Annotated in this window: 12 protein-coding genes; 8 read left to right on the top strand and 4 right to left on the bottom strand. The window is 30.3% G+C overall.

Going from position 1 to position 12,708, the window contains the following annotated elements; all coding sequences use genetic code 11:
• Window positions 1-53 precede the first annotated feature (53 nt).
• Window positions 54-860, top strand: coding sequence for an FKBP-type peptidyl-prolyl cis-trans isomerase (locus B5464_RS13735; protein ID WP_079738850.1), 807 nt, complete (start codon window positions 54-56; stop codon window positions 858-860).
• Window positions 861-1,096: 236 nt separating this feature from the next.
• Here B5464_RS13735 and B5464_RS13730 read toward each other — a convergent pair whose 3' ends face one another.
• The 3 genes from B5464_RS13730 to B5464_RS13720 all read right to left on the bottom strand — a co-directional run bounded on the left by B5464_RS13730 (window position 1,097) and on the right by B5464_RS13720 (window position 3,405).
• The gene (locus B5464_RS13730; protein WP_079738849.1) at window positions 1,097-1,690 is read right to left on the bottom strand and encodes a porin family protein; all 594 of its coding nucleotides are present in this window, start codon (window positions 1,688-1,690) and stop codon (window positions 1,097-1,099) included.
• A 37-nt stretch (window positions 1,691-1,727) separates the two neighbouring features.
• On the bottom strand, window positions 1,728-2,681 hold the full coding sequence (locus tag B5464_RS13725; RefSeq protein WP_077809303.1) for a transketolase family protein: 954 nt from the start codon (window positions 2,679-2,681) through the stop codon (window positions 1,728-1,730).
• A 145-nt stretch (window positions 2,682-2,826) separates the two neighbouring features.
• Window positions 2,827-3,405, bottom strand: coding sequence for a Maf-like protein (locus B5464_RS13720; protein WP_079738848.1), 579 nt, complete (start codon window positions 3,403-3,405; stop codon window positions 2,827-2,829).
• Window positions 3,406-3,570: 165 nt separating this feature from the next.
• On the opposite strand from B5464_RS13720, the gene raiA reads away from it, so the two are divergent.
• From raiA to B5464_RS13685, 7 genes are all read left to right on the top strand, one after another.
• The gene (raiA, locus tag B5464_RS13715; protein ID WP_077809301.1) at window positions 3,571-3,873 is read left to right on the top strand and encodes a ribosome-associated translation inhibitor RaiA; all 303 of its coding nucleotides are present in this window, start codon (window positions 3,571-3,573) and stop codon (window positions 3,871-3,873) included.
• A gap of 37 nt (window positions 3,874-3,910) precedes the next feature.
• Window positions 3,911-5,032, top strand: a complete 1,122-nt coding sequence (locus B5464_RS13710; RefSeq protein WP_079738847.1) for an alkene reductase — start codon at window positions 3,911-3,913, stop codon at window positions 5,030-5,032.
• A gap of 4 nt (window positions 5,033-5,036) precedes the next feature.
• The gene (locus B5464_RS13705; RefSeq protein WP_079739029.1) at window positions 5,037-5,546 is read left to right on the top strand and encodes a redoxin domain-containing protein; all 510 of its coding nucleotides are present in this window, start codon (window positions 5,037-5,039) and stop codon (window positions 5,544-5,546) included.
• 69 nt (window positions 5,547-5,615) lie between these two features.
• A complete protein-coding gene (locus B5464_RS13700) occupies window positions 5,616-6,476 on the top strand; it encodes a YihY/virulence factor BrkB family protein (protein ID WP_079738846.1) in 861 nt (286 codons plus the stop codon).
• A 98-nt stretch (window positions 6,477-6,574) separates the two neighbouring features.
• Window positions 6,575-7,885 (top strand): DEAD/DEAH box helicase, encoded by a 1,311-nt coding sequence (locus B5464_RS13695; protein WP_079738845.1) that lies wholly within the window; start codon window positions 6,575-6,577, stop codon window positions 7,883-7,885.
• A 113-nt stretch (window positions 7,886-7,998) separates the two neighbouring features.
• On the top strand, window positions 7,999-9,330 hold the full coding sequence (locus B5464_RS13690) for a DEAD/DEAH box helicase (RefSeq protein WP_079738844.1): 1,332 nt from the start codon (window positions 7,999-8,001) through the stop codon (window positions 9,328-9,330).
• A 15-nt stretch (window positions 9,331-9,345) separates the two neighbouring features.
• Window positions 9,346-10,884, top strand: a complete 1,539-nt coding sequence (locus B5464_RS13685; protein ID WP_079738843.1) for an SDR family NAD(P)-dependent oxidoreductase — start codon at window positions 9,346-9,348, stop codon at window positions 10,882-10,884.
• Window positions 10,885-10,958: 74 nt separating this feature from the next.
• Here B5464_RS13685 and B5464_RS13680 read toward each other — a convergent pair whose 3' ends face one another.
• The gene (locus B5464_RS13680) at window positions 10,959-12,701 is read right to left on the bottom strand and encodes a M14 family metallopeptidase (RefSeq protein WP_079738842.1); all 1,743 of its coding nucleotides are present in this window, start codon (window positions 12,699-12,701) and stop codon (window positions 10,959-10,961) included.
• Window positions 12,702-12,708 lie beyond the last annotated feature (7 nt).

Genomic DNA, 12,708 nt, shown 5'->3' with positions numbered 1-12,708 from the left:
CTTTTTACAAAGGTATAAAAATGGTAAATTGCACGCTTAAATTTTTAAGTTAAATGAATAAAATAAAAAATATTTTCTTTCTTCTTTTATTAGGAGTGGTAGTAATGTATTCTTGTGATGATGATAATAACGGTTTTTTTAATCCGTTTGCAGACATTAATTATGAAGAATTAGCAATAAAAGATAACGATTCTATTGTAAAATTTTTAAAGAACAATTATTACGACACTGATTTAGATTCTGTAAAAACATTAGTAAGTGGTAAAACTTCATTATTTGAAGATACAGATAAATTAAAATCTTATAAAGTTACAGAAAATGATATCGAGCATACTTTATATGTTTACACAATAGAACAAGGTCAACCTTCACCAGTAAAAGGAAACCCAACAGTAATGGATTCTATATATGTAAAATATTCTGGTCAAGCTTTTGCAAATACAGAATTGTTAACTTCTAATTTTGATAGAAATGACACTGGAGCATGGTTAACTTTAAATGCCGTTATTGATGGATGGAAATATGGTTTTACAAATTTTTTAGGAGGAGAATTAAAAAAAGATAGTAATGGCGGAACACTTAACGGACCAATTACATATTTAAATACAGGTAAAGGAATTTTATTTATTCCTTCTGGTTTGGCTTATTCTTCAATAGACACTAACAATTATACAAGTAGTTTAGTAGACACAAACTTAATGTTTTACATTGAGTTATTAGATATCGTAGAAGATACTGATCATGATAATGACGGAATACCTTCTATTGATGAAGATGCAGACGGAGATGGTGATCCAACAAACGACTTTAGTGATAATAGTAATCCTGGTTTACCAGATTATTTAAATCCTAATGTATAATTAGAATTTTTACAATATTTAAAAAAGCTCTTGAATTCTTCAAGAGCTTTTTTTGTACATAAAACTAAATTTTAAAAGTTATAAATAATTTTAAAGTAGAATAGGTAAGTATAATTATAAATTTATGAAACTCTTTAAAGCTCTAAAAACAACAATAAAACTATTTTCAGAATAGTTTAGAACCAAAAAAAAGTCCTTGTAAATACAAGGACTTTTTTAATATTTTATAAATGTTACTATAGCTTTAAAGATAAACCAAAAATAATTTGATCTGTTCTGTTATCTACAGTTACGTTAGCAAAATTTGCTTCAGTTTTAGATAAACCTCTTTCCCAACGTACATCTATACCTATTCTTCCTAATTCGATACCAGCACCCATTTGTAACCCAACAGAAAACTTGTCAAACTCATCTGTAGTTAATCCAGAAAAGCTAAAATCATCTTCTATTATATACTGAAATGAAGGACCAATAAAAACATTGGCAACACCTAAAAATTTCTTACCTAATAAAACAGGAACGTCTAATTTTTTATATTCATATTCTGAAGTTGCATCGTTTTGATCTGTATACTCATTTTTTACTTGTGTAAAAACCAATTCTGGTCTAATATACAAACCTATTAAAGGTAATTTACCACGAAACCATAAACCTGCATGATAACCCGATCTAGATTCTCCTCCTTTAATAACATCACTTCCTGTAGAAGAAAAAGTTGCATCACCGTTGTTATTGTAGTTTATACCTCCTTTTAAACCGAAATCGATTTGAGCATTAGAAGTTTGACTAAATGCAAAAGCCAAACAAATCATTAAAATTACTTTTTTCATGTTTTTTAGATTTATAGTTTGTTAATGTTAAACGAATTTATTTTCTAGAAATTACTTTTTTAACAGCTTTTACAACTGCAGTTGCGTCTAAACCATATTTTGCCATTAATTGTTCTGGTGTTCCAGATTCTCCGAAAGTATCATCTGTAGCAACAAATTCTTGCGGAGTAGGAGCGTTTAAAGCTAAAGTTCTAGAAACACTTTCACCTAAACCACCTAATTTATTATGTTCTTCTGCTGTAACAATACAACCAGTTTTAGCAACAGATTTTAAAATAATATCTTCATCTAAAGGCTTAATTGTATGAATATTTATAACTTCTGCAGAGATACCTTGAGCTTCTAATTGTTCTGCTGCTTGCAGAGATTCCCACACTAAATGTCCTGTTGCAACAATTGTTACATCTGTACCTTCTGTTAATTGAACTCCTTTACCAATTTCAAATTTTTGATCTGTTGGCATAAATACAGGCACTTTTGGTCTACCAAAACGTAAATAAACTGGCCCATCAAAATCTGCAATTGCAATTGTTGCAGCTTTTGTTTGATTGTAGTCACAAGTATTTATAACTGTCATACCTGGCAACATTTTCATCAAACCAATATCTTCTAAAATTTGGTGTGTAGCACCATCTTCACCTAAAGTAACACCTGCATGAGATGCACAAATTTTTACATTTTTACCAGAATATGCAACAGATTGACGAATTTGATCATAAACTCTACCTGTAGAAAAGTTTGCAAATGTACCTGTAAATGGTATTTTACCTCCAATAGTTAAACCAGCAGCAATACCAATCATATTTGCTTCTGCAATACCTATTTGAAAAAACCTTTCTGGGTTCTCTTTTATAAATTGATCCATTTTTAAAGAACCAATTAAATCTGCACATAAAGCAACCACATTTGGGTTTGTTCTTCCTAGCTCTGTTAATCCGTCACCAAAACCTGAACGTGTATCTTTTTTTTCTGTGTACGTGTATTTTTTCATTATTAAGTTGTAAAAATTGTTGTGTTGTAAATTTTGGTAAAAATAAACTTTTATTTGTCTTTAGGAAAAGAAAACGAAGATTAGAATTCGTTCTTTTTAACATAATTCTCTTAAAACTATAAAAAGACTAAAATCAATCTTAAAATTATAGCTTCATTAACTCACTATAAAGTTTTTGTACTGGCAAACCAACTACGTTAAAATAGCTTCCTTCTATTTTTTCTATACCAATAAAACCAATCCATTCTTGTATGCCATAACTACCAGCTTTGTCAAATGGTTTATAATTTTTGATATAATATTTTATTTCATCCGAAGTTAAATTTTTAAAAGTAACTTTAGTAACATCATTAAATATCTTCTGAAAACTATTGGTTTTTAAAGAAACAGATGTTATCACTTTATGCTCTTTTCCAGACAAATTGCTTAACATTTTAAATGCTTCATCGTCGTCTTTTGGCTTACCCAGTGCTTTGTTTTCTAGCCAAACAATAGTATCTGATGTAACCAATAAATCGTTATCGTTTAAGTTTTTAAAAGCTTTCGACTTTAAATCTGCTAAATAATCGGTAATTTCTTCTGCTACTAATTCCTTCGGATAAACCTCGTTAACTGGCTTTAGTTCTATTGAAAATTCTATTTCTAAGTCTTTAAAAAACTGCTGTCTTCTTGGTGAACCAGAAGCCAGTATAACATTGTATTTTGATAATTTTTGTTGAATCATGTGCTTAATTTAAAACAAATTTAATATTATTTATACATTTTAGTTATACGAAAATCGTTTTTTGATATGAGTTCAAATTAGAATCTTAAAGACAACTTTTTCGCTGTAAGTATTCTTAATTTTACATCAGAAAATTTAATTATAAATTAAAAAATGTAAGAGATTATGACTATAAATTTTGAATACCACGATGTAGAAGCTAGCGAGAGATTAGAAGAGTTTACAAAAGAAAAATTAGAGCATTTATACAAAAAATTTAATATGATTGTTAGAGCAGATGTGTTTTTTAAAACAGAAAACACAAGCTCTGATGAAACCGGAATGATATGTAACATTCGTTTAAGTGTGCCAGGGCCAAGGTTATTTGCAGAGGCTACAAACAGTAATTTTATGAATTCTATATCAGAATCTATAAAAGAACTAGACAAACAATTAACAAAAAAGAAAGGTAAAATGGCAACTTATTAAAAAGTCATTTAGAATTTCAATAAAAAAAAATAGAATTATGAAAAAATCATATTTATTACAAAACTTTAATAATATTACAGATCTACCTTTAAACAACAGAGTTGTAATGGCGCCTATGACTAGAAGTAGAGCAGACAACGACCAAAATGTTGCTACCAAAGATTTACAAGGTTTGTATTATAAACAAAGAGCATCCGCAGGTTTAATAATTACAGAAGGATCACAAGTTTCTAAGCAAGCTGTTGGTTATATTAATACTCCTGGAATTTATAGCGAAGCGCAGACAGAAGGTTGGAAAAAAGTTACTGAAGAAGTACACAAAGAAGGCGGTAAAATATTTATTCAGTTATGGCATGTTGGTAGAATTTCTCATCCAGATTTTCATAACGGAGCATTACCATTAGCTCCTTCTGCGGTTAATGCAAATGTGCAAGTATATACACCAGAAGGAGAAAAAGATACAGTAACACCAAAAGAAATGTCTTTAGAAGACATTAATCAAACAGTTTTAGATTTTAAAAATGCAGCCAAAAATGCAATGACTGCTGGTTTTGATGGTGTAGAAATACATTCTTCTAATGGTTATTTATTTCATCAATTTTTTAACGAAGAATCTAACATTAGAACAGATGAATACGGTGGTAATGTAGAAAATAGAACTCGATTTTTCTTTGAAGTTTTAGACGCTGTTAAAGAAGTTGTTCCAGAAAGTAAAATAGGTGTAAGATTTAATCCGTCTTTAAACGGGATTTTCGGAATGAAAGTTACAGAGAATTCGATTCCGACTTTCGAATACCTTTTATCAGAATTAAACGATTATAATTTAGCCTACGTGCATTTATCAGAACCTTTTACAGATGTTTCTGATGTGCCACATGCAGTTACAAACATAGCAAAACATTTTAGACCTATTTATAACGGAACTTTAATGATTAATGCCGGTTTTGATGAAGCGTCTGGAAATAAAATTATAGAAGATGGTTATGCCGATTTAGTAGCTTTTGGTAAACTATTTATTTCGAATCCAGATTTAGTAGAGCGTTTTGAACAAGATGTAGATTTAGCAGATTGGGATAACGATACTTTTTACACAACTGGTAAAAAAGGATATACAGATTATGAAAAAGCTACGGTAGATGTAAGTGAAATTAAAAGATAAAAAAATGATTAAACCAAGACAAGTAGTACCCGATTTAACTATTAACTTAGTTAACGACACAAAATGGAATTTAAAAGACCAAAAACCAGAAAATTTTACTTTGATATTTGTTTACAGAGGAAAACACTGTCCGGTATGTAAAAAACAATTAGAACAAGTAGAGAAAAAGATAGCAGATTTTAAAGAAAGAGGCGTAAACTTAATTGCAATTAGCGCCAACTCAGAAGAAGTTGCAAAAGAGACTTACAAAGAATGGGAAATAGAAAACTTACCTATTGGATATGACTTTTCTATTGAAGAAGCCAGAAAATGGGGGTTGTTTATTTCTAACGGAATTAGTGATAAAGAACCAAAACAATTTATTGAACCAGGTTTATTTTTAATTGATAAAGAGCATAAAATGTATTGGCAGTCTATACAATCGATGCCTTTTGGACGACCTAATTTAAAAGATGTTTTAGGCGGAATAGATTATATTTTGAAAGAAGGATACCCTGCTAGAGGAGAAGATTAAATACATTTAAACTTCCAATATCTATAAAATGATATTGGAAGTTTTTATATTACACCAAATTATAATAACGTGCATTTAAAAAGACTTATTAAAGATTTACCGAGTTTATTAAAAAAAACAGGCACAAATTGGCTTAATAGTGAACCTTTTGAGCTTAGTGCCATTGTTGCTTATTATGCTATTTTATCTTTACCTGCATTACTAGTTATAATTTTAAATTTAGTTGGTAATGTATGGGGAAAAGAAATAGTACAAGGAGAATTGTTAGATGAAATAACCAAAGCAGTTGGTGTGCAAACCGCCGAGTCTATTAGATTGATGATGCTAGATAGAGGAGATGAAAGTGTTTCTATTTTTACAACAATTATTGGTTTTGGAACATTATTTTATGGTGCAACAGGTGTTTTTTACCAACTACAAGCTGCATTCGATAAGATCTGGAAAACCCCAGAAAACAAACAAGAAAACGGTTTTATAAAAATGATTTTTAGCAGAATAAAAAGCTTTGGTTTCATTTTAATAATAGGTTTTTTATTACTGATAAGCTTTGTGTTAACAGCTTTAATTAGCACTTTTAATAAAAGAATCGAAAAATTCTTACCAGAAAGTTTATTCGAACATATTTATATTATAGATTTTTTAATGTCTGTTATTTTTATTTATGTACTTTTTGCAGCAATGTTTAAATACTTACCAAGCATTACTGTAAAATGGAGAGCTGTAAAAATTGGTGCTGCAGTAACCGCTATCCTTTTTGTAATTGGAAAATTTTTAATGGCGTGGTATTTTAATGAAATGGAACCAGGCTCAACCTACGGTGCGGCAGGTTCTATTATCTTAATTATGCTTTGGGTATCTTACTCTAGTTTAATTCTTTTTTTTGGTGCACATTTTACCAAAGTATATGCAGATACTTATTTTATAAAATAAACTTCTAATAGGTAAATAAGATTATTTACAGAATTATACACTTTAAGCAAGAAGTCTAACTATCTTTGTAGCCTATTTAATTCTACAAAACTGCAGTAATGGCAAATCATATTAAAGATCAAAAGGAAATTTTACAAAAACTGAATATTAGTCAGTTAAATCCGATGCAAGAGGAAGCTATTGCTACAATCAAAAAAAATACAAATACAATTTTATTATCTCCTACAGGAACTGGTAAAACATTAGCTTTTGCTTTACCCTTATTAGATTTTTTAGATCCAGAGATAGAAGAAATTCAGGCGTTAGTATTAGTTCCGTCTAGAGAATTGGCCATACAAATAGAACAAGTTATTCGTTCTATGGGATCTGGATATAAAGTAAATGCAGTTTACGGCGGAAGACCCATGTCTAAAGATAAAATAGAATTAAAGCATTTACCAGCAATCTTAATAGGAACTCCTGGTAGAATATCAGATCATTTTGCAAATGAACGTTTTTCAAAATCATATATTAAAACTTTGGTTTTAGATGAATTTGATAAATCTTTAGAAGTAGGTTTCGAATATGAAATGAGAGGTGTTATCAATCAATTAACGGCTTTAAATAAAAGAATCTTAACTTCTGCAACACAAGGTGTTGAAATTCCAGATTTTGTAAGAATGGATAAACCAAATACGGTAAATTATCTTAAAGCCACAACTTCTAAACTTCAAATAAAAACAGTTGTATCGCCCGCTAAAAATAAGCAAAACACACTTTTACATTTATTGAATCATTTAGGCAATCAGCAAGGAATCATTTTTTGCAATCTAAAAGATAGTATCAACACTATAAGTAATTTTTTAGAAAGTAAAAATATTAAGCATGGTTGCTTTAGTGGGGGAATGGAGCAAAAAGATAGAGAAAGATCTTTAATTAAATTTAGAAATGGTACCAATCAATTATTAATAGCCACAGATTTGGCTGCAAGAGGAATTGATGTGCCAGAAATGAAATTTATCATTCATTATGAATTACCAAGTGCCGTAGAAGAATTTACACACAGAAATGGAAGAACGGCTAGAGTTTCTGCTAAAGGAACTGCTTATGTTTTAAAATGGAAAGATGAAAGAGTACCCGATTTTATTAAAAATGTTGAAGTAGCAAACATATCTAAACAAGCTGAAAGAAAAGCTGTTTTTTGGGAAACACTATTTATTTCTGGTGGAAGAAAAGACAAAATTTCTAAAGGTGATATTGCCGGTTTATTTATAAAGCAAGGTAAACTAACTAAAGATCAACTTGGTGTTATAGAATTAAAACAAGATTGTGCATTTGTTGCTGTGCCTGCAAGTTTAACTGCGGATTTAGTTGATAAATTAAACAATTCTCGTTTAAAGAAGAAAAAAGTTAGAATTTACGAAGTCTAATTTTTTTTGAATTTTAAGTTTCATTTTATCCGTCAGAATTAAAAATAAAGAAACCTAACTACGGCAATTATATAAACTAAAAACAGTAGTACATTTGCATAAAATATTTTTTTATGTTAAAACAGTTTTCCGAATTAGGAATTAATAATGAATTACAAAAAGGTTTAATAGATTTAGAAATCTCTAAGCCTACAGAAATTCAAGAAAAAGTGATTCCTATTGCTTTAAATAATAGTGAAGACATAGTTGCTTTGGCTAAAACAGGTACTGGTAAAACAGCTGCTTTTGGCTTGCCATTATTACAATTAATTGATACAGATAATTCGAATATACAAGCTGTAATTTTAGCACCTACAAGAGAGTTAGGCCAACAAATTGCTTCTAATTTAGAAGCTTATGCTAAATTTTGCCCTTCAATTTCTATTGCTACTATTTGTGGCGGAATACCCATAAAACCACAGATAGAACGTTTAAAAAAACCAACTCAAATTGTTGTTGCAACTCCTGGTAGACTTGCAGACCTTGTAAAAAGAGAAGCAATAAACATAAAAAATATTTCTTACTTTATTCTAGATGAAGCAGATGAAATGGTTAGCGCTTTAAAAGAGGGTTTAGACCATATTATTAAAGAAATTCCTAAAAAAAGAAGAACTTTCCTTTTTACAGCTACAATGCCAGGTTCTATTAGACAAATGGTAAATAACTACATGTCTAAAAATGTTGTTCAAATTGAAGCGAATATGGCTACAATGGGGCATCAAGGAATTAATCATAAATATGTAGTTGTAGAACCGATAGAAAAATTAGAGGTTTTACTTCATTTTTTAAATTCTAAATCGGGCAAAAGAGGTATAATTTTTTGTAAAACTAAAGCTGCAGTAAATAAATTAGCCAAAAAATTAGCGATAAATAAATTTTCTTCTGGTGCGTTACACGGTAGTTTAACTCAAGGAATTAGAGATCGAATAATGGATCAATTTAGAGAAGGACATATTGATACATTAGTTGCTACAGATTTGGCTGCCAGAGGTATCGATGTTAAAGATTTAGCGTATGTTGTAAATTATCATTTACCAGATACTTATGATGCTTATGTTCACAGAAGTGGAAGAACGGCTAGGGCAGGAGCCAGCGGATTATCGTTATCCATCATTCAAAAGGAAGAAGAACAAGATATTACAGATTTTGAAAGAGAATTAGACATTAGGTTCGAAACTTTTAAAAAAGCAGATGCCAAAAGTATTGAAGAAAATAATGCTTTAGTTTGGGCAAATAAAATTTTTAAAACAAAACCTAACCGTTCTGTAGATGAAGATTTTAAAGCTCAAATTAAAACCATTTTTCACCATTTAACTAAAGATGAATTGGTAGATAAAATTTTAGCAAACTATTTAGCTAGCACAAAAAATACTTCATCAGAAACCACAAAAAATAAAAGGAAATAATAGTTTTAGTATTTTATGAGCGAAGAAATCAAAGAGAATAAAGAAGTTGCTGTTTGTATAGAAACTATTCAGAATTTATTAAAAGATACAAATCAACTTTTCGAATTACCAGAAGCACAAAGAATTGCTCTTTTTAAGGTTGCTGGTGAATTGTCTAGACCGAATAGAGACGAGTTTCAGCGAAGACGAAAAGATGCAAAAAAAGCTGCAAAACGTAAAAAAATTGAAAGTGATAAACATGCTAGAAAATCTACCGGAATTAGGTCTGCTAGAGAAGCTGCTTTATTTGTTGCTCCTAAATTATTAGGTGCAGGTCAAATAGAAAAAGACACACCAGAATTAGAGTCACCAAGAAACTGTTACGTATGTAAAACAGTGTATACTAAATTGCATCACTTTTACGACACAATGTGTACAGAATGTGGCGATTTAAACTATGCTAAACGTTTTCAAACTACAGATTTAAAAGACCAAGTTGCTGTAATTACAGGTTCTCGTTTAAAAATTGGATATCATATAACCTTAATGTTATTAAGATCTGGTGCAACAGTTGTTGCAACTACTAGATTTCCTGCAGATTCTGCAATCCGTTTTTCTAAAGAAGAAGATTATAAAGATTGGAGCCATCGTTTACATATTCATGGCTTAGATTTAAGACATATACCGAGTGTAGAAATCTTTTGTAACTATATAGAACAGAAATACGATCGTTTAGATATATTAATTAACAACGCGGCTCAAACCGTAAGAAGACCTTCTGGTTTTTATTACCATTTAATGGAAAATGAAAAAAAGCCCGTAGATCAATTACCTAAATTAGCACAAACGCTGCTAAAAGATCATGAAGCTTGTTTAGATGAATTGTCTAGTTTAAGTGTTTCTACAAACAAAACGAGTAAAAATAACGTTTTACCCGTAACATGGCATGGTCCAGAACCAGGAATTGGTTTGCGTAATTCTGCAGAATTATCTCAAATACCATATAGTTTCGATAATTCTTTACAAGCAGCAGAAGTTTTTCCTGAAGGAAAATTAGATGCAGATTTACAACAAGTAGATTTAAGAAAAACCAATAGTTGGCGTTTAAGATTGGGTGAAATTGAAACAACTGAAATGGTAGAAGTTCAGTTGGTAAATGCTGTAGCTCCTTTTGTTTTATGCAACCGATTATCATCTTTAATGATGAAAGAAAATACGGGTAAAAAACATATAATTAATGTAACGGCAATGGAAGGGAAGTTTCATCGATTTAAAAAGGAAGATAGACACCCACATACAAATATGGCAAAAGCTGCATTAAATATGTTAACGCACACTTCTGCATCTACATTTGCTAAATCTGGTATTTATATGAACGCTGTAGATACGGGTTGGGTTACAGATGAAGATCCGGCAGAATTATCAAAAAAGAAAACAGAAATTCACGATTTTCAACCACCACTAGACATTGTTGATGGTGCTGCAAGAGTTATGGATCCGTTAATTGACGGAATAAATACAGGAAAGCATTGGTGCGGTAAGTTCTTAAAAGATTATTTTCCTATTGATTGGTAAAACATTTTTTTAGACATTAAACATAAAAAAGCCCATCTTAAAAGATGGGCTTTTTAAGTTTAAAAAAATAAACTTTACTTATTTGATTTACTTAGTAAACCTCCTTTTGCACTGTCTACCGTAATTGTAAATTTAGAATTTCCTTTTACAATCCATCGTACTTTAACAACACCGTTACCAGGTATATTTCTTACTCTTAATTTAGCCGGATTTACCTTTTGTTCTTTATTGACGTTAAAATCTGCGTTAGAAACCAACATACCTGCAATTACTTTTACACCAGAAATTGATATATAATCTGGTCTTGTAATATTATATTTTAAATCTTGACTAGCATGCGTTGGCATTAATCTATCATTTTTAATTGTAGCTGTAATTTCTTTTAAACCACCACTAATTTTATTTTCAGATATATTAGAAATTGATAAATTAGGCATATGTTGTGCATGGTAAAATGTAAATGCCATATTTCTATGTGCTTCTTCTTCTAACATAAAACCAGGTGTTGCTCTACCAAAATTCTTTTTAAAGCCACCAACTTCTATTTTACCATAAGTAGGATGATCGTATTCTTTCCATGGTGTAAAAGCATCTCCCATTAATAACTCTTTATCAAAATCATAAGTTTGATTTCTATCTCTTCCTCGTTTTTTATAGTACGCAAAAGAAGTAAAAATCTCATTTGTAAAAGTGTAAATTCCTCGACTACCATAAAACCAATCTAATTCGCCACCAAATACCGAGTATAAGTCTTTATACACAGTTAAATAACGATAACCAGGTAACATTTTTTCTCCTTTTTTACCAATTGCATCATAAATTCTGATGTCTTGTCTGTTATAAGTTGCTAAATCTTCTTGTGCGCCAGGACCTCTTAAAATCATTCCGCCAGAGTTATGAAAACTTTGTGCACCTGCAATATTAGGATGCGCTAAAACAAAATCTGCAACGGCTCTTGTTTCTGGTAACGAAAAAGGATGCTTGTAAGCACCACGCTGAATATAATCTGGTTGCCATTTCCAACCCCAATCTCTATTTGGATCGTAATAACCATGTGTATCTTCATTTATTCTTCCGTCACCATCATTATCAATTCCTTCATTACCAAGGTATTCATATCGCTGAGTTGTAACTACATCATCTGGCCCAATTGCAATCATTTTTCTAGGATCTAAAGGATCTACAATATAATTACCATCATCACTTTTTCTTCTCATTCTAGTAATAGAACCATCACCATCAATATCATCATAACCATCTTCATCAAACTTACCGTCTCTATCATCATCCAAAGGAATCATACCAGATCTTGGACTACTCCCGGTATTTGCTTCTTTCATAAAGTCGTTTCTTGCATCAGGATTTATAGTTGGTACAATGTAAAATATACGATCATTTAACATATTTGTTATGTACTCGTTATCATTAAAATTTTCTGTTAAATACCAAGCAGTGTAAATACTTATTTCTCCTCCTTGAATTTCATTTGAATGAATGTTTCCGTCTAAATAAAAACCAGGTTTTCTATCTGCTTTTCCTTTTTTATAGTTGGTAATTGCTAACATCCAAATATCTTTACCTAAAGCAGATTTACCAATTGATTGCCTTTTTACTAAATTAGGATGCGCATCAGCAATTTTTTTACTTAATGCAGCTAAACCTTCTGATGTATAATATCTATTAAAAGAAATTTGAACTTTTGGATTGTGAGGTGAACCCGCAGCTCTAAAAACTTCTGAACTATTTTGTGCACCAATTGCTAATGGAAATAAAAATAATAGCAACAATGATTTTAATATATTTCTATTGAATTTCATCTTTTCT

This window comes from Polaribacter sp. KT 15, assembly GCF_900143115.1.
GTDB lineage: Bacteria > Bacteroidota > Bacteroidia > Flavobacteriales > Flavobacteriaceae > Polaribacter > Polaribacter marinaquae.
The sequence above is the reverse complement of the archived record's forward strand: the minus strand, read 5'-3'. Positions and strand labels throughout refer to the sequence as shown.

What these genes read in the sequence shown, in the direction of transcription:
- B5464_RS13725 (WP_077809303.1), bottom strand. Translation starts at nt 2,681, where the DNA reads ATGAAAAAATACACGTACACAGAAAAAAAAGATACACGTTCAGGTTTT.
- B5464_RS13680 (WP_079738842.1), bottom strand. Translation starts at nt 12,701, where the DNA reads ATGAAATTCAATAGAAATATATTAAAATCATTGTTGCTATTATTTTTA.
- B5464_RS13720 (WP_079738848.1), bottom strand. Translation starts at nt 3,405, where the DNA reads ATGATTCAACAAAAATTATCAAAATACAATGTTATACTGGCTTCTGGT.
- B5464_RS13705 (WP_079739029.1), top strand. Translation starts at nt 5,037, where the DNA reads ATGATTAAACCAAGACAAGTAGTACCCGATTTAACTATTAACTTAGTT.
- B5464_RS13695 (WP_079738845.1), top strand. Translation starts at nt 6,575, where the DNA reads ATGGCAAATCATATTAAAGATCAAAAGGAAATTTTACAAAAACTGAAT.
- B5464_RS13690 (WP_079738844.1), top strand. Translation starts at nt 7,999, where the DNA reads ATGTTAAAACAGTTTTCCGAATTAGGAATTAATAATGAATTACAAAAA.
- B5464_RS13685 (WP_079738843.1), top strand. Translation starts at nt 9,346, where the DNA reads ATGAGCGAAGAAATCAAAGAGAATAAAGAAGTTGCTGTTTGTATAGAA.
- B5464_RS13735 (WP_079738850.1), top strand. Translation starts at nt 54, where the DNA reads ATGAATAAAATAAAAAATATTTTCTTTCTTCTTTTATTAGGAGTGGTA.
- B5464_RS13710 (WP_079738847.1), top strand. Translation starts at nt 3,911, where the DNA reads ATGAAAAAATCATATTTATTACAAAACTTTAATAATATTACAGATCTA.
- raiA (WP_077809301.1), top strand. Translation starts at nt 3,571, where the DNA reads ATGACTATAAATTTTGAATACCACGATGTAGAAGCTAGCGAGAGATTA.
- B5464_RS13730 (WP_079738849.1), bottom strand. Translation starts at nt 1,690, where the DNA reads ATGAAAAAAGTAATTTTAATGATTTGTTTGGCTTTTGCATTTAGTCAA.